Below are 16,884 nucleotides of genomic sequence, written 5' to 3' on the forward strand. Positions count from 1 at the left end.
AAATTATACTTTTTCAATAATTTCATCTGCAATTGCCAAACAAGCTGTTGCTGCTGGAGATGGCGCATTTATTACATGAATATTATTTTGTTGTTTTTCAATTTTAAAATCATCAACCATATTACCGTAATAATCTATAGCCTGCGCCCTAACTCCAGATCTTGCAGGTTGCACATCATTTTCGGTTAGTGAAGGCATCATTTTTTGAAGCTCTTTCACAAATAACCGCTTAGAAAAAGCACGTTTGTATTCATCAATTCCTTTGCGCCAATGTTTTCCAAATAGCTTCCAGGTACCAAAAAAGGTTAAAGCTTCAAAAGTATCTTTTAAGCTAAAACTTATTCTATTATAACCTTCTCTTTTAAACGTAAAAACAGCATTTGGACCACATTCTATACTTCCGTCAACCATTCTTGTAAAATGAACTCCTAAAAAAGGAAATTTTGGATCTGGAACGGGATACACTAAATTTTTAATTTTATAAGAAGCTTTTGGAGTTAATTCAAAATAATCACCTCTAAAACCAACTATTTTTAGAGCTAATTTTATATTGTCTTTTTTAGCATTTCTATCGGATTGTAAACCTGTACAAAAAATTACTTGCGATGCTTCAAAAAAACCAGTATTTGTTTTAAGAATTGTTTTATTTTTTGAAGAATCTATAATTTTTACTTCACAAGAAGCATAAAATTTACTGTTGGTATTCAGTCTTTCTATTTGACTTACAAACTCTTTACAAACTCCTACATAATCGATAATTCCCGCAGATGGAACCCATATAGCTTTTATACCTTTAATAAAGGGCTCTTTTTGAAGTATTTCTTCTGCAGTTAAAAAAGAAATTCCTTTTGTACCATTTTCAATTCCCCTTATATAAATATCATCTAAAATTGAAAGTTCTTCTTTTTTTGTTGCAACAATTATTTTTCCACAAACATCGTGTTTAACATTGTTTTCTTTCGCAAAATTAACTAATTGCGTATGACCGTCATTACAATTCTTAGCTTTATGACTTCCTGGTTTGTAGTAAATACCAGAATGCATTACACCTGAATTTCTTCCAGTTTGATGTTTACCAACTTCAGATTCTTTTTCTAAAATAGCAATAGATTTATTGGGAAATTTTAATTGTAATTTATAGGCTGAAGCCAAGCCAACTATACCGCCTCCAACAATTATAAAATCGTATTTATTGGACATATTTTGTTTTTCCAACAAAGTTCAGCAAAACAAAAGAAATTAAAAAGAAAACTGCTAAAAACAATACACTATATTGCATAGAACCTGTTAAAGAAACTAAAAACCCGAATACAAGCATGCCAAAAACTATTGCAATTTTTTCAGTTACATCGTAAAAACTAAAATAAGTTGCGTGGTCTTTAGTTTCTGGCAATAATTTAGAATAGGTAGAACGGGAAAGTGACTGTATTGCTCCCATTACCAAACCAATAAGAGCTCCTAATCCGTAAAAATAAAGATGTATATTTTCTTGAGATTTATCTAATAAAAAGGCAACAAAACAAACAATTGCCCAAATTAAAATGGTAATTTTTAAAGTTGAAATATTTCCTATTTTGTCCGATAACCGTGAGAATGCAAAAGCACCAATAATACCAACAATTTGAACCACTAAAATAACTGCTATTAAATCTAATGTAGGTAATCCCAATTCTTTACTTCCAAAGATACCCGCCATTAAAATAATTGTCTGAACTCCAACACTATACATAAAAAAAGAGCTTAAAAAGTATTTTAATTCTGGATGTTTTTTTAATTCTTTAGCTACTTTTTTTAGTTCGTGTAAACCTTTCCATATAAAATCCTTAGCAGGTTTTCTATTATATACATTATTTGGGAGCTTGGCATACGTTACTTGAGCAAATCCAAACCACCAAACACCAACAATTAAAAATGTTAATCTGGATGCAAAACCTGCATTGGGTAATCCAAATAATTCAGGTTTATTTATCATTACCAAACTTAATAACAATAATAAAATAGAACCAGAATACCCAAAAATAAAACCTTTAGCGCTTACATCATCTTGTTGCTCTGGATGCGCAACTTCTGGTAAATATGCATTATAGAACACAATACTTCCCCAAAAACCAATACTTGCCAAAATTGTAAATACAATACCTACCCATAAAGTTGCTTCTCCTTTAAAAAAGAACAAACTCATTACAGATAAAGAACCTAACAAACAAAATGCTTTTAAAAATTTTAATTTATTACCTGTGTAATCTGCAATACCAGATAGAATTGGAGAAATAAAGGCAACTATTAAAAACGAAAAAGCCAAGGTATAATCGTATAATGTAGTTGGGTTCCATTGCGTGCCTAAAAAAGTAATTTTACCTTCAATATTTGCAAATGATTCCGTTAAACTACTGTAATAAATTGGAAAAACTGCTGTACTAATTACTAATGAATACACCGAATTTGCCCAATCGTAAAATGCCCATGCATTAATAAGTTTTTTATCGCCTTTTCTTAACATAAATTTATAACTAAAAAAACCGTTTCATTTTAGAAACGGTTTACAATATACTATAATTATTTTTTAATTATTTTAAACACATTAACTATTGGACATTGTATTTTTTAGCCAGCTCAATTGCTGTTGGTAAATATGTTTTTAAATTTCTAATTCTTGTTTCATTTGATGGGTGCGTACTCAAAAATTCTGGTGGAGCTTGTCCCGAATTTGCTCTTTGGCTCATTCTAATCCATACATTAATTGCTTCTTGTGGTTTATATCCAGCCATAATCATAAAAACCATTCCTAATTTATCAGCTTCAGTTTCATGCGTTCTGCTATAAGCTAACATTCCAACCTGAGATCCAATACCGTAAATGGCATTCCATAATTGCTGTGTTTTTGGATCCTTATTATTTGTTCCAATTGCCACTGCTACACCTCCTAATTGTTGTCCATAAGCACTTGTCATACGTTCTTGACCATGTTTTGCAAAAGCGTGTGCCACCTCATGTCCCATTACTGCTGCAATACCATCTGTATTTGCGCAAATTGGTAAAATACCATGGTAAAAAACTACTTTCCCTCCAGGCATACACCAAGCATTTACAGTAGGATCATCTATTAAATTAAATTCCCAACGGTAATTATCTGCTTCACTCACCATATTATTTGCTCTCATAAATTTATCTACAGCTTTAGAAATTCGCAATCCAACTGATTGGACTTCATTTGTCATTTTTAAATCCGATGATATTTTATTCTCTTTTAAAAACCCTTCATATTGAGCAAAACTTGCAGGCAAAATTTGAGCATCACTCATAATATTAACACGCTTTCTTCCTGTAATAGGTACAGTACTACAACTAATTAGAAATAGTAACACTAACGCTAAGGAAATTATTTTTTTCATTTCTCACTTTTTTAATTGTTATTTTTTGTTTAATGTAACAAATTCTATCTTTATCCACAAATTTAATCCTAACAATGCAACAAAATAAATCTAATACTTTAACTAAAACAAAACATATTTCAAAAATTCCAAAATCAATAATTATACCTGGAAAAATACTACAATGTATCGCTCCACCACTTGCTACTAAATATGCTATAAAACTTTTTAAAACTCCAATAAAATTTAAAACACCAGTACGTGAAAAGATGATGGCTAAAAGCTCACAAAAAGAAATGCTTTTTATTCCTGAATTAAATAAAAAAGTAATGGTCTACACCTATGGTTATTCTAAAAGAAAAGTATTGTTAGTTCATGGTTGGTCTGGAAGAGGAACACAATTATTTAAAATTGCTGATAAATTATTAGAAAACGGATTTATGACCATTAGTTTTGATGCACCCGCTCATGGAAAATCTGAAGGTAAAGAAACTTTAATGAATGAATTTATTACTGTTTCTATGTTTTTAGAAAAAAAGTATGGCACTTTTGAATATGCAGTTGGGCATTCTTTAGGAGGAATGGCAATTTTAAATAGTGTAAAAAAAGGTCTAAGAATTAAAAAAGCAATTATTATTGGCTCCGGTGATATTATTACAGATATTATTGGTGTTTTCGTAAAAAAAATTGAATTAAACCAAAAAATGGTTGTAAAAATGATGCACACTTTTTTTAAGAAATTTGGAGAAGATATTGATAATTATTCAGCAAGTATTGCGGCTAAAAGTGTTAAAATTCCAACATTAATAATTCATGATACTAAAGATAGTGAAGTTCCTGTAAGTTGTGCACATAATATTCGTCAAAACACTGAACAAGGGGAACTGTTAATAACAAATGGTTTGGGACATACCCGAATATTAAAAGATAATTTTGTAGTAAAAAGTATTGTTGAATTTATAAAAAGAAACCCTTAGCATGAAAAAATTACTGTTTTTTTTAGTTGCAGTTACTTGTATTATTTCAACCAGTAATTCTCAAGAAAAAAAAGAAAAAATTATGATTAAAAAAATCGATAAAACAGAAGAACAATGGAAACAGGAATTAACTCCTGAACAATATTACATATTACGTCAAAAAGGAACAGATCGTCCAAGTGAAGGTGGTTTTACTTCTCATTTTGAAAAAGGAACTTATCATTGTGCAGCTTGTAATTTACAACTTTTTGAATCGAATAGTAAATTTGAATCGCATTGTGGTTGGCCTTCTTTTGATGATGCCATTAAAGGAACCGTTAATTATGTTAAAGATAACAGCTTAGGTATGATTAGAACTGAAATTATATGTGCTGCTTGTGATGGACATTTAGGTCATATTTTTGATGATGGCCCAAGAGAAACAACTGGCAAACGCTATTGTGTAAATACAACTTCAATAAAATTTGTGAAGGCCAAAAAGTAACACCTTAACAAGTTATTTTTAAAGGCACTTTAAATTTAAAAGATAAAATTAAACAAACAATTTTAGTTTAAAAAAGGCTTAGAGTTTAAAACTCTAAGCCTTTTTAGTACTATTTTTTAAACTAAAGAAACTTATTTATTTACTCCAATTCTCCAAACTTGAGAATTAATTGAGTCAATAGAATTATCCCAATCTTTAAGTGCATTTGTCCAACTTCCTTCACCATAAATTTCTTCATAATACTTTTTAATTCCGCCATTATCGTCATCCATTTCAGCCCAATTATTATAACCCCAAACTATTGCAACATCCCTTCCTTCATCATCTCTAAATTGATTGTTATATACATTTAAACTGCCTTCACCCCTCTTTTCATGAGCCTTTTTAACTTTTTCAATAAATTCTCTAAACTTATAACCTTGTCCTTTTTTTAAATCAATAAACCAAATATTTTCAAGTTTTGGCGAATCAGGAGAATTTCCACTATAAGAAAGTTTAGAATTATAACGCCAAAATTCATTTCTTCCATATTCTAAAACATTTGGAGATACATTTTTATCCCAATCATTTCCGTGTGCAGAATCATTAGGTCTTTTATCTAAATCTGAAAAAGTACAAGGACCCATAATCCAAGCATACCAACCTGTTTCTTTACCAGTAATAATCAAATCTAAAGAAGCTTTAAAAACACCTTCTTTATGGTATTTTTCATTATGTGATTTTACAGCAGCTTCAAAAGCTTTTTCCATACCTATTTTGGCTTTCATGTAGGTTACTTCAACCATTGCATAGGATTCTTTTTCTTCCTGTGCATTTACAGTAAATGTAGTTACCATTAATGCAAATACCAGCGTTGCAATTAAATTTGTTTTTGTTCTCATAGTTAAAAATATTAATTAGTTAGTAGTTAAAAAATATATCAAATTATTTGATATCAAATTGTGAAATTGGGGTAGGTAATTTTTTATTAATTGTAAATTATTTACTCATTCTTAATGTAACGTTTGTTACTTTAATGCTGTAATATACTTAAAATTAATTATTTATAAAAATAAAATTATAAATAATTAATATATTTTAAAGCCCTAAGAGTTTATAGAATAAAAAAACACCTCTATTTTTAAAAATAGAGGTGTTTAAAAAATGTTTTTACCTATTTAACTAAAACAAATTTAGGAACTTCATTTTTTTCATTATACATTTTCCATAATTTATATCCTCCTGCTACATTAACTATATTTTTAATATTATTATGTTTTAAAATGAGTTCAGCTAAATAACCTCTTAAGCCCTTCTGACAAAAAATAATAATTGGCTTATTTAATGTTTTAATAGTTTCGATATTACTTCTTAAAGAATCTAACGGATAATTAATTGCGCTTGGAATCGTGCCCTTTTCATATTCTTCAACTGTTCTTACATCAATTAAAGTATACTCTTCTAAAGTCTTTTCATTTAAAAAATAGTTTAATTCCTCAACAGAAACTTGAACACTTTTATTATTTAAAATATTTTCTGTAACAAAACTAGAAACTACAACAGGATCTTTTGCTGGAGAAAATGGTGGTGCATACGCCAAATCTAATTGCGCTAAATCTGTAATCTTTAGCTTCGCATAAATAGCAGTGCTTAAAACATCTATGCGTTTATCCACACCAACTTCACCAAATAACTCTGCTCCTAATATTTCTTCGGTTTCACTATCATAATAAATTTCCGTTATTAAATCCTTTTGATCCGGGTAATACCCAGGAGTTGCTCCTGCAATTGTAAGTACTGTTTTATAAGGAATTTTTAAATCTTGTAAAGAATTTGGATTCAAGCCAGTTCGCGCCAAAGTATAATCAAAAACTTTTATTATCGCAGTTTTATAGGCTCCTTTAAATTGAATATCTTTTCCAACTGCATTTGCTCCTGCTGCTCTACCAGCTTTGTTTGAATGCGTTCCTAATGGAAAATAATCATACTCACCAGTTTGTAAGTTTTTAATGGCAACATTATCTCCTGCTGCAAAAATATCTTTAATAGATGTTTCCATGCGTTCGTTTACTTTTAAAGCTCCATTACCAATATGGGCTGCTCCATTTTCAAGTAATAAATCTGTATTTGGTTTTATGCCAATACTTAAAATAACAAAATCGGTTTTTATAGTAAAACCTTCTTTTGTTTTTAAACCTTTAATTTTCCAATTTTCATCTAATTCAAATTCTGAAACTAAACTAGAAGTTAATACTTCAATTCCTTTTTCTTTAAGAACAGTTTCCGCAAAATTCCCAAATTTTTGTTGCCACATATTTAAAATCTGGCTGTCTCCTTCAATAAGTGTAACCTCTTTTCCAGCTTCTTTTAAATTTTCAGCTACTTCTGTACCAATTAATCCTGCTCCAATAACTGTAACGTGCTTTGAATTTGAAGCCAAACCTTCTTTGGTAATTTTATCAAAATCAATCATACTTCTGCAAGTAGAACAATTTGTAGCTTTTTCAATATTTTTTATTGGAGGAACAATCGAATTTGCACCAGTTGCAAAAACTAATGTGTCATAACTATAATCTCCTTTCTTGGAATACACAATTTTATTATCTGTATCAATTTTAAGAATCTCTTCATTTAAACGAACATCTATATTAAAACGGGTTTTTAATAATTCTGGTTTAACTACAATTAAATTGCTTCTGTCTTCAATAATACCAGAAAAAGCATACGGCATTCCACAAGTAGCATAACTTATATTTGCTCCTTTTTCAAACAGAACTATTTCAGCATTTTCATCTTCTCTTCTTGCTTTTGCTGCTGCAGATGGTCCTGCGGACAAACCTCCAATTACAATTATTCTTTTCATTGTATATTTTTAAATTTAAGTGCAAATTTTTAACTTTTTTTTCTAATAGAACGTAATTATTATTACTATTTCGTTTACGTAATTGTTGTTACTTTTTAAGAATCTATGAATGTTTAAAACTCCCTTTTATATTTTATTAGTTCAACATTTAAGTAATTCAATTTTAATACAGAATCTCTCTAAAATAGCTATGAATACCAAAATTTTTATTTAAAACATTGAAAACATAAAATGAGCAACAGAAAAATTGATTTTTATTGATTTTTGTTATCTTTGCAATTCTAAAAAATTGATGCAAGAATATGTTTAATAATTTAAGTGATAAATTAGATAAAGCCCTTCATGTACTTAAAGGTCATGGAAAAATTACAGAAGTAAATGTTGCTGAAACTTTAAAAGAAGTAAGAAGAGCGCTGTTAGATGCCGATGTTAACTTTAAAATAGCTAAAAACTTTACAAATACGGTTAAAGAAAAAGCACTAGGACAAGATGTTTTAACATCTTTAAATCCTGGGCAATTAATGGTTAAAATTGTAAAAGATGAACTAACTGAATTAATGGGTGGAGAAACTGTAGGAATTAACCTTTCAGGCACACCAACAGTTATTTTAATGTCTGGTTTACAAGGTTCTGGTAAAACTACTTTTTCTGGAAAACTTGCAAATTACTTAAAAAATAAAAAAAATAAAAATGTTTTATTAGTTGGTTGTGATGTTTACAGACCTGCAGCAATCAATCAGTTACAAGTTGTTGGAGAACAAATTGGAGTTGAAGTTTACGCCGAAATTGGGAATCAAAATCCAGTTGAAATTTCCCAGAATGCACTGAAGCATGCAAAAGAAACTGGTAAAAATGTTGTTATTATTGATACAGCAGGGCGATTAGCTGTTGATGAAGCTATGATGACCGAAATTTCGAATATTCATAAAGCTGTAAATCCGCACGAAACCTTATTTGTGGTAGATTCTATGACTGGACAAGATGCTGTAAATACTGCTAAAGCTTTTAATGATATTTTAAATTTTGAAGGTGTTGTACTTACAAAATTAGATGGTGATACCCGTGGTGGTGCAGCTTTATCTATAAAATCTGTTGTTAATAAACCAATTAAATTTATTGGTACTGGAGAAAAAATGGAAGCAATTGATGTTTTCTATCCAGACCGAATGGCAGACAGAATTTTGGGAATGGGTGATGTTGTTTCTTTAGTAGAACGTGCTCAAGAACAATACGATGAAGAAGAGGCTAGAAAAATTCAAAAAAAAATTGCGAAAGATCAATTTGGTTTTGATGACTTTTTAAAACAAATTCAGCAAATCAAGAAAATGGGTAACATGAAAGATTTGATGGGGATGATACCTGGTGCTGGAAAAATGATGAAAGATGTGGATATAGATGATGATGCTTTTAAAGGAATTGAAGCAATGATACACTCTATGACTCCAGGTGAAAGAAGTGAACCAAAAACTATTAATGCAACACGAAAAAAACGTATTGCAAAAGGGTCTGGAACAAGTATCCAAGAAGTTAATCAGTTATTAAAACAGTTTACTCAAATGAGTAAAATGATGAAAATGATGCAAGGAGGTGGCAGCAGACAAATGATGCAAATGATGAAAGGAATGGGAAAATAAAATTAGAAAAACGTAATTGTTTGCCTTTTTTAAAAAATATTTTAAAACCAATACAATGATTTTACTTGACGGAAAAAAAACTTCAGCAGATTTAAAAGTAGAAATTGCTGAATCTGTAAAAAAACTTAAAACTGAAGGTAAAAAAACACCTCATTTAGCAGCTATTTTAGTGGGTACTGATGGTGCAAGTATGACTTATGTAAATGCCAAAGTAAAAGCTTGTGAACTGGTTGGTTTTAATTCTACATTAATTGATTTACCCGAAGAAACTTCAGAAGAAACTTTACTAAAAGAAATTCAAAACCTTAATAATAACAATGATATTGATGGTTTTATAATACAATTACCATTACCCAAACATATTAACGAGCAAAATGTATTAATGGCTGTAAACCCAGATAAAGATGTAGATGGATTTCATCCAACTAATGTTGGTAAAATGACGCTAGATTTACCTTCTTTTTTACCAGCAACACCGTTTGGAATTTTAGAATTATTAGAACGTTATAATGTTGAAACTTCTGGTAAACACGTGGTTGTGATTGGTAGAAGTCATATAGTTGGACGCCCAATGAGCATTTTAATGAGCCAAAAAAGACCTGCTGGAAATGCAACAGTTACAGTTGCTCATAGCCGAACAAAAAACTTAAAAGAATTTACTTTACAAGCTGATATTATTATTGCTGCATTAGGTATTCCAGAGTTTTTAACTGGCGATATGATTAAAGATGGTGTTACTATTATTGATGTAGGAATCACAAGAGTTGAAGATGCTACAAAAAAACGAGGTTATAGACTAGCTGGTGATGTGGATTTTAAAAGTGTTAGCCCGAAATCAGCTTTTATAACTCCTGTTCCGGGTGGTGTTGGACCTATGACAATTGCAATGCTTTTGAAAAATACATTGTTAGCGTGTGAAAGAAAAAGTTAATTTTTTTCTTTAAAAGATTCCAACAATAATTGCTCATCTTTTTATGCTTCTCTATTTACCAGATCCATTGAAAAGGCTGGTAAACAAATTGCTATATATTCACATTCTTTATTAAACGGATTGGAATACTGAACTCTTGTTCCTTTTAAAATTTTAATAGACTCACCTGCTTCCAAAACAACCAATTTTCCATCAATATTAAACTGTTTTTTTCCTTTAATAATGTAGGTATATTCATCAAAATCTGGAGTTTGGAAAGGTTCACTCCACTTTGGTGGCGCAATCATACGTGCAATACTTAATTCTGAAATAACACTTGCTAAACCAAAATGTTCTTCAATTAATTTACCGTCTGTAGTTGGTACAATAAATGGTGATTTTTGAATATAATATTTTTTCATTTAAATAACTTTTTATCAACTTATCTATTTCACTTATTTATAAAGATTGTTCTTCTTCCTATTTTTATCATTTAAAAATACTAAAAAATGATTTAAAAATCGTAAATTAGTAAGTGAATCTCACCTCAATTTATAGTATTAATTATAAAAATCTAAAAAAATGAAACTTACATTTTTAGGAGGAGCAGGTACTGTTACAGGGTCAAAAATTTTATTGGAAATCAATTATAAAAAAATTTTAATTGATTGTGGTTTATTTCAAGGTCTAAAAGAATTAAGACTTAAAAATTGGGATAAACTCCCTGTAGATTTAAACGAATTGGATTTGGTAATACTTACGCATGCGCATTTAGATCATTCTGGATATCTGCCTGTACTCATTAAAAATGGCTACAAAGGCGAAATCTATTGTACAGAAGCTACCAAAGATTTAACTGAAATTATTTTATTAGATAGCGGTAAAATACAAGAAGAAGATGCCAAACGAGGAAATAAATATGAATATACAAAACACAAACCTGCGAAACCTTTATACGATGTTGAAGATGCTAAAAAAGTTATTTTACACCTTAAAACTTTTGAATTAAATAAGTGGAATACTATTGATGAAGAAATTCAATTTAAATTTTTAAATAGTGGGCATATTTTAGGAAGTGCATTTGTTTTAATAAAAGTAAATGAAAAAATCATCGCCTTTTCAGGAGATATTGGTAGAAAAAAACCTATTCTATTACCTCAATTTGAATATATTGAGAAAGCCAATTATTTAGTTATTGAGTCTACTTACGGCAATAGAATTCATAAAGATATTTCAATTACTGATGAATTGAATAAGTATATAAAGCATACATATTCTAAAAAAGGTATTTTAATTATTCCAACCTTTTCAGTAGAAAGAGCTCAAGAAATTATATACCTATTAAGTATTTTAAAACGTGAAAAAAAACTTCCAAATATTCCTATTTATTTAGATAGTCCGATGGGAGTCAATGCTACAGAAGTTTATTTTAAGCATGAAAATATTCATAATTTAAGCAAAAAAGATGTAAAAAGTATGTTAAATACTGTACATTTAATTAGCAATATTAGCGCTTCGAAAGCAGTAGTAAATGATGATGCTCCAAAAATTGTATTGGCTGGAAGTGGCATGCTTACAGGAGGAAGAGTTTTACACTATCTAGATAAATATATTGAAGATAAAAAAAATAGTATTTTAATTGTTGGGTTTCAAGCAGAAGGAACAAGAGGTAGAGCTTTATTAGCTGGTGATTCTGAAATAAAGTTTTTTGGTAAATTTCATAAAATAAATGCTGAAATATTTAAGATAAATGCTTTCTCTGGTCACGCCGATCAATCTGAATTACTAGATTGGTTAAAACATTTTAAAAGGGCTCCAGTTTTAACATTCATAAATCATGGCGAACCACACCAGAGTCAAGCTTTAAAAGTTAAAATAAAAACTGATTTAAATTGGAACTGTACTGTTGCTAAAATGAATAACATGTATTATTTGAACTAATTAAACCAAATAGTAAAGTATTTAATTTTTGCAATATCCGGAATTTGATCAATAGAAACTTCTTCTCTACTAAAAGAATTTAACCCTAATTCCTTTTTATCTATAGAAATAGTAGCATTTAACTCATCAATAAAAAGTGTTGCAGATGTTAATGTCGTTTCAACCTTGTTTACCATATAATTCTCATTAATTTCTTTAAATGTTGATTTTAAAGAAATTCCTTTATCCGTAATATAATTAGAATCAAAAATTTGAATACTTCTTATTTTTGATAAAGAATCTTTTTGATCGGTTGGAACAATTTCCAATAATTTTTTTCCGTTTTTTGAAAAAATAACATATTCCTTTTTATCAAGAGAAAAAATTTTATCTTTTTCATCTTCATTAGGGAAATTTGAAGCTATTGAATCCATTTTAAATATTGTTTTTAATTCTAAAATAGAAGTTTGCTTATTTAATAACCCTACATTTCCTTTTTCAATTAGAAACTGGTTTTCTTTTCCACATTGTATAAATACTAATGAAATTAATACAATAAAACATCTTTTTAACAATGACATAATTTAATTACAATTTTTATATAATTTAATAGTAACGTTTAATATTATAATTTATTTGAAATTATATAACACGTTTTAATATTCCTAAAACGCCTCTAATAAAAGTGGCACTTGTAACTACTTTTAAAATAGGGTTCATTCTTGTGCTTTTACTTGCTGATCTTCTAGTTGATTTTGAGGCTTGTTGTTTTTTTTCTTCAATTGCTTCTTTTTTGTTTATTGCCTCAATTTTTTCATTTAATATTTCATAAGCACTTTCTCTATCAATAACTTCACTATACTTATAATACAATCTCGAAGTATCAATTAATTCCTTTAATTCTCTGTCGGATAAAATATCCATTCTACTCATTGGAGCTCGCATCATTGTTGCAGCTAATGGCGTTGGAATTCCCTTTTCGTTTAAAACAGAAACAAATGCTTCTCCAATTCCTAATTGAGTCAAAGATTCATCAACATCGTAATATTCAGAATCTGGGTAATTCTCAGCAGCTAATTTTATAGCCTTTCTATCTTTGGCTGTAAATGCTCTTAACGCATGTTGCACTTTTAAACCTAACTGCGCCAACACATCTTCTGGAACATCTTTTGGGTTTTGAGTTACAAAAAATAACCCAATTCCTTTAGAACGTATTAGTTTTACAATACTCTCAATTTGAGATAATAATGCTTTTGAAGCTTCTTCAAATATTAAATGAGCTTCATCTATAAATATGACTAATTCAGGTTTTTCACTATCACCTTGTTCAGGAAATGTTGAATATATTTCAGCCAATAGCTGCAGCATAAATGTTGAAAACAATTTAGGTTTATCTTGTATATCTGTTAAACGCAATACTGAAATTATCCCTTTTCTGTCTGAATCTGTTCGCACCAAATCTTTTACATCAAAAGAACGTTCACCAAAAAATAAATCACCTCCTTGTTGATCAATTTCAACAATCTTTCTTAAAATAGCCCCAGTACTTGCCGTTGAAATTCTTCCATATTCAGCTTGAATTTCTTCTTTTCCTTCTGCAGTTGCATATTGTAATATTTTTTTAAAATCTTTTAAATCTAATAATGGAAGTTTATTGTCATCACAATATTTAAAAATTATGGATACTATTCCACTTTGAGTTTCTGTTAAATCTAAAATTCTTGATAATAAAACTGGACCAAATTCTGAAATTGTTGCTCTTAATCTAACTCCTTCTTGTTCAGAAATTGACAAGACTTCAATAGGAAATTTTTTAGCTTCAAAAGGTAATCCAATAGCTTCATGTCTTTCGTCAATTTTTCTATGCCCAGGGCTTGGCATAGCTAATCCACTTAAATCTCCTTTAATATCCATTAAAAGTACAGGAATGCCTTTTTCAGATAAGTTTTCAGCCATTACTTGCAATGACTTTGTTTTACCAGTTCCTGTAGCTCCAGCAATTAATCCATGCCTATTCAATGTTTTTAATGGCACTTTTACAAAAGCATCTTTTATGGTTTCTCCGTCTAACATAGCTGAACCAAATGTTATAAAATCTCCTTTGGTTGAGTATCCTTCGGTAATATGATTAAAAAAAGCTTTTTTTCTGTCCATCTCAAAAATTTTGTTAAAAATAAGATATAAAACTCAAATTAAAAATTTCAATAGAAATTATATTCTATATATTTAATGTTAGCCTTAATGTTTATATTTGCAGCATGATAAATGAAGCAATACAACAACAAATTAATAAAGGTGAAATGTTACCTTTGATGGAAGAGTTCTATACAATCCAAGGGGAAGGTTTTCATACAGGAAAAGCTGCTTATTTTATTAGAATTGGAGGTTGTGATGTTGGCTGTCATTGGTGTGATGTTAAAGAAAGTTGGAACGCAAAATTACATCCTCCAACTAACACTGATACTATTGTTGAAAATGCAAAAAAATACGCAAATACTGTTGTGGTTACAGGAGGAGAACCTTTAATGTGGAGTTTAGATTATATTACAACAAAATTACAATCACTAAATCTAAAAACACATATTGAAACTTCTGGCGCTTATCCATTATCTGGTAAATGGAACTGGATTTGTCTATCTCCAAAAAAAACAAAACTTCCTTTAAATGAAATTTATAATGAAGCGCATGAGTTAAAAGTTATAATTTCAAATAATCACGATTTTAAATTTGCTGAAGAACAAGCTGCAAAAGTAAATACCAACTGTGAACTATATTTACAACCAGAGTGGAGTAAAAGAGAAAAAATGACACCTTTAATAGTTGAATTTGTTATGAAAAATCCACATTGGAAAATTTCACTACAAACTCATAAATACTTAAATATACCTTAAACTGTCTTTAACTTTTCTTGAACTATTGTATAGATCTTATCGAATTGTTCTTCTAAAGTTAAATCAGAATTATCAATTTCAATTGCGTCATCAGCTTTCATTAGTGGAGAATCCTCTCGTGTAGAATCAATATGATCTCTATATTCAACATTTTTTAATATTTCTTCAAAAGTAACCTGATCTCCACGTTTAATAAGTTCATCAAAACGTCTTTTTGCTCTTTTACTTGCTGATGCATTCATAAAAAGTTTTAATTCTGCATTCGGAAAAACAACAGTACCTATATCTCTTCCATCCATTACAACTCCTTTGTTTTCACCAAATTTCTTTTGTTGCTCAACTAACTTTTTTCTAACTTCTGAAACTTCCGCAACTTTACTAACAAGTTTTGAAACTCCCAAAGTTCTTATTTCTTTTTCAATATTTACATTGTTCAAGTAAATCTCAGCAAAACCAAGAGATGTGTTATATTTAAAAGTTAAAATAATATCATCTAATCTTTTTATTAATTCATCTTTATAAAAAAAAGTGTGTGAAATAATATTATTTTCCATTGCAAAATAAGTAACAGCTCTATACATTGCACCGGAATCAACATAAACATATTTTAATTTTTTTGCCAATTGTTTCGCTATTGTACTTTTACCTGTAGAAGAAAAACCATCAATGGCTATAGTAATTTTATTCAATTTTATAGTTAATTTAAATTAATTAGTAAACTAAATGTACTTGCATTTGAAGCTGGGTGATATTTAGTAAATGCATAACTAAATTTTAGTTTTTTCATTCTCAAACCAAAACCCGCTGTAAAACCTGCAAAAGTTCTTTTATCAACTAACATTAACTCTTTAGACCTTCTAAAATTATATCCTAAACGAATGTTAAAAGCATTTTCAGAAAAGAGTTCTGCACCAATTGAAAAATGACGAATAGCGTTTTCAAAAAAACTTATTTCTTCTTTTGTAACAACACCATCTATATCAGTAGTTAAATTTGAAGGGTTGCTCACAGAAATATCCCATTTTTGAATATTATCAATTGTTAAAAACCAAGTTATTGGCACATTCTGCAACTTATACGATGCTCCAAAGTCAATTTGTGTAGGTAAATGTTCTCTCTCCTCTTCATAAACTGAAACCTGATATCCAACATTTCTAACTACTAAAGTAAAATTATAAGGGGTATCTATTGAATTAAATAGAATACCAAAATCCGTACCTATACCAAAAGAAGAATAGTTTTCAATTACTGAATTGATAAGTTTAATATTTGCACCCACAAAAAAGTCCGAATTCGGTATATTATAGGCATACCCAACTGAAAATGCTAAATCATAAGCACTAAAATTCCCTGTTTCTAAACCATCTTCATCAGCACCAACAAATTTTCCATAATTCAAATACCTAATTGAAGAATGAAAACTACCTAATTTATCATTTATTTTAAAAGCGTAAGAAACGGTGGCAAGATTTAAATCAGCAATATAATTTAAATAACTAACTGATAACTGATTCTCAAGATTACTATTTATCGTTGCCGGATTCCAGTTAGGTTGATTTACATCATCTCGTAAATTTAAAATATTACCTCCTAAAGAAGCCTGTCTAGCAGAACCTGGTATATTCAGAAATTTATATATACTTTCTCCACCTACTTGAGCAAATAGATGAGCTGATCCTAAAAATAAAAGTAAAAATATTTTTTTCATTTCTTGAGTACAAAATAAAACTAATTTACCTTTAAAAGATAATTTAGAATGACAAATTTCACAATAAATCAAAAAAAAACCTTCAATAATTAAATTGAAGGTTTTTCAAAAGAAAGGCGGTGACATACTCTCCCACCTAGTGGCAGT

General features: G+C 29.2%; 16 protein-coding genes. 6 read left to right on the forward strand and 10 right to left on the reverse strand.

Annotated elements, in window-relative coordinates; genetic code table 11:
- Nucleotides 1-3: 3 nt before the first annotated feature.
- From lhgD to IEW75_RS14990, 3 genes are all read right to left on the reverse strand, one after another.
- A complete protein-coding gene (gene lhgD, locus IEW75_RS14980; protein ID WP_134246304.1) occupies nt 4-1,200 on the reverse strand; it encodes an L-2-hydroxyglutarate dehydrogenase in 1,197 nt (398 codons plus the stop codon).
- Complete coding sequence (locus tag IEW75_RS14985) at nt 1,190-2,500, reverse strand: MFS transporter (RefSeq protein ID WP_134246303.1); 1,311 nt, start codon at nt 2,498-2,500, stop codon at nt 1,190-1,192. The genes lhgD and IEW75_RS14985 overlap by 11 nt, the downstream gene beginning before the upstream one ends.
- Before the next feature lie 85 nt (nt 2,501-2,585).
- Nucleotides 2,586-3,392 carry a M48 family metallopeptidase gene (locus IEW75_RS14990; RefSeq protein ID WP_134246302.1) on the reverse strand — a complete coding sequence of 269 codons (807 nt, stop codon included), beginning with the start codon at nt 3,390-3,392 and terminating at the stop codon, nt 2,586-2,588.
- Between the two features lie 74 nt (nt 3,393-3,466).
- Between IEW75_RS14990 and IEW75_RS14995 the strand changes: the two genes are divergently transcribed.
- A complete protein-coding gene (locus tag IEW75_RS14995; protein ID WP_134246301.1) occupies nt 3,467-4,348 on the forward strand; it encodes an alpha/beta hydrolase in 882 nt (293 codons plus the stop codon).
- Between the two features lies 1 nt (nt 4,349).
- Nucleotides 4,350-4,832, forward strand: coding sequence for a peptide-methionine (R)-S-oxide reductase MsrB (gene msrB, locus IEW75_RS15000; protein WP_134246300.1), 483 nt, complete (start codon nt 4,350-4,352; stop codon nt 4,830-4,832).
- A 131-nt stretch (nt 4,833-4,963) separates the two neighbouring features.
- On the opposite strand, the gene IEW75_RS15005 is transcribed toward msrB, so the two are convergent.
- Both IEW75_RS15005 and IEW75_RS15010 read right to left on the reverse strand, forming a co-directional pair.
- Complete coding sequence (locus IEW75_RS15005; protein WP_134246299.1) at nt 4,964-5,713, reverse strand: hypothetical protein; 750 nt, start codon at nt 5,711-5,713, stop codon at nt 4,964-4,966.
- Nucleotides 5,714-5,985: 272 nt separating this feature from the next.
- Nucleotides 5,986-7,674, reverse strand: a complete 1,689-nt coding sequence (locus IEW75_RS15010; protein WP_134246298.1) for an FAD-dependent oxidoreductase — start codon at nt 7,672-7,674, stop codon at nt 5,986-5,988.
- Nucleotides 7,675-7,976: 302 nt separating this feature from the next.
- Between IEW75_RS15010 and ffh the strand changes: the two genes are divergently transcribed.
- Complete coding sequence (gene ffh, locus IEW75_RS15015; RefSeq protein WP_134246297.1) at nt 7,977-9,308, forward strand: signal recognition particle protein; 1,332 nt, start codon at nt 7,977-7,979, stop codon at nt 9,306-9,308.
- A 55-nt stretch (nt 9,309-9,363) separates the two neighbouring features.
- Nucleotides 9,364-10,239: a bifunctional 5,10-methylenetetrahydrofolate dehydrogenase/5,10-methenyltetrahydrofolate cyclohydrolase gene (locus IEW75_RS15020; protein WP_134246296.1), complete on the forward strand. Its 876-nt coding sequence runs from the start codon at nt 9,364-9,366 to the stop codon at nt 10,237-10,239.
- Nucleotides 10,240-10,280: 41 nt separating this feature from the next.
- On the opposite strand, the gene IEW75_RS15025 is transcribed toward IEW75_RS15020, so the two are convergent.
- Entirely contained in the window at nt 10,281-10,640 is a 360-nt protein-coding gene (locus IEW75_RS15025; protein ID WP_134246295.1) for a cupin domain-containing protein, read from the reverse strand.
- Nucleotides 10,641-10,800: 160 nt separating this feature from the next.
- On the opposite strand from IEW75_RS15025, the gene IEW75_RS15030 reads away from it, so the two are divergent.
- Nucleotides 10,801-12,159 (forward strand): MBL fold metallo-hydrolase RNA specificity domain-containing protein, encoded by a 1,359-nt coding sequence (locus tag IEW75_RS15030; protein WP_134246294.1) that lies wholly within the window; start codon nt 10,801-10,803, stop codon nt 12,157-12,159.
- Here the strand turns inward: IEW75_RS15030 and IEW75_RS15035 are convergent.
- Nucleotides 12,156-12,719 carry a hypothetical protein gene (locus IEW75_RS15035; RefSeq protein WP_229714474.1) on the reverse strand — a complete coding sequence of 188 codons (564 nt, stop codon included), beginning with the start codon at nt 12,717-12,719 and terminating at the stop codon, nt 12,156-12,158. The genes IEW75_RS15030 and IEW75_RS15035 overlap by 4 nt on opposite strands.
- A 61-nt stretch (nt 12,720-12,780) precedes the next feature.
- Nucleotides 12,781-14,292, reverse strand: a complete 1,512-nt coding sequence (locus tag IEW75_RS15040) for a helicase HerA-like domain-containing protein (protein WP_134246293.1) — start codon at nt 14,290-14,292, stop codon at nt 12,781-12,783.
- A gap of 104 nt (nt 14,293-14,396) precedes the next feature.
- Between IEW75_RS15040 and IEW75_RS15045 the strand changes: the two genes are divergently transcribed.
- Entirely contained in the window at nt 14,397-15,029 is a 633-nt protein-coding gene (locus IEW75_RS15045; protein WP_134246292.1) for a 7-carboxy-7-deazaguanine synthase QueE, read from the forward strand.
- Here IEW75_RS15045 and cmk read toward each other — a convergent pair.
- Together cmk and porQ are read right to left on the reverse strand one after the other, a co-directional pair.
- Entirely contained in the window at nt 15,026-15,718 is a 693-nt protein-coding gene (gene cmk / locus IEW75_RS15050; protein WP_134246291.1) for a (d)CMP kinase, read from the reverse strand. The genes IEW75_RS15045 and cmk overlap by 4 nt on opposite strands.
- A gap of 8 nt (nt 15,719-15,726) precedes the next feature.
- The gene (gene porQ / locus IEW75_RS15055) at nt 15,727-16,737 is read right to left on the reverse strand and encodes a type IX secretion system protein PorQ (RefSeq protein WP_134246290.1); all 1,011 of its coding nucleotides are present in this window, start codon (nt 16,735-16,737) and stop codon (nt 15,727-15,729) included.
- Nucleotides 16,738-16,884: the final 147 nt, after the last annotated feature.

This window comes from Lutibacter litoralis (assembly GCF_014646675.1).
Classification (GTDB): domain Bacteria; phylum Bacteroidota; class Bacteroidia; order Flavobacteriales; family Flavobacteriaceae; genus Lutibacter; species Lutibacter litoralis.

Bases quoted from the DNA above. Each gene is read 5' to 3' on its own strand.
- IEW75_RS14995 (WP_134246301.1), top strand. From the start codon at position 3,467: ATGCAACAAAATAAATCTAATACTTTAACTAAAACAAAACATATTTCA.
- IEW75_RS14990 (WP_134246302.1), bottom strand. From the start codon at position 3,392: ATGAAAAAAATAATTTCCTTAGCGTTAGTGTTACTATTTCTAATTAGT.
- porQ (WP_134246290.1), bottom strand. From the start codon at position 16,737: ATGAAAAAAATATTTTTACTTTTATTTTTAGGATCAGCTCATCTATTT.
- IEW75_RS14985 (WP_134246303.1), bottom strand. From the start codon at position 2,500: ATGTTAAGAAAAGGCGATAAAAAACTTATTAATGCATGGGCATTTTAC.
- IEW75_RS15040 (WP_134246293.1), bottom strand. From the start codon at position 14,292: ATGGACAGAAAAAAAGCTTTTTTTAATCATATTACCGAAGGATACTCA.
- IEW75_RS15010 (WP_134246298.1), bottom strand. From the start codon at position 7,674: ATGAAAAGAATAATTGTAATTGGAGGTTTGTCCGCAGGACCATCTGCA.
- IEW75_RS15005 (WP_134246299.1), bottom strand. From the start codon at position 5,713: ATGAGAACAAAAACAAATTTAATTGCAACGCTGGTATTTGCATTAATG.
- ffh (WP_134246297.1), top strand. From the start codon at position 7,977: ATGTTTAATAATTTAAGTGATAAATTAGATAAAGCCCTTCATGTACTT.
- msrB (WP_134246300.1), top strand. From the start codon at position 4,350: ATGAAAAAATTACTGTTTTTTTTAGTTGCAGTTACTTGTATTATTTCA.
- IEW75_RS15025 (WP_134246295.1), bottom strand. From the start codon at position 10,640: ATGAAAAAATATTATATTCAAAAATCACCATTTATTGTACCAACTACA.
- IEW75_RS15035 (WP_229714474.1), bottom strand. From the start codon at position 12,719: ATGTCATTGTTAAAAAGATGTTTTATTGTATTAATTTCATTAGTATTT.
- IEW75_RS15020 (WP_134246296.1), top strand. From the start codon at position 9,364: ATGATTTTACTTGACGGAAAAAAAACTTCAGCAGATTTAAAAGTAGAA.
- IEW75_RS15030 (WP_134246294.1), top strand. From the start codon at position 10,801: ATGAAACTTACATTTTTAGGAGGAGCAGGTACTGTTACAGGGTCAAAA.
- IEW75_RS15045 (WP_134246292.1), top strand. From the start codon at position 14,397: ATGATAAATGAAGCAATACAACAACAAATTAATAAAGGTGAAATGTTA.
- lhgD (WP_134246304.1), bottom strand. From the start codon at position 1,200: ATGTCCAATAAATACGATTTTATAATTGTTGGAGGCGGTATAGTTGGC.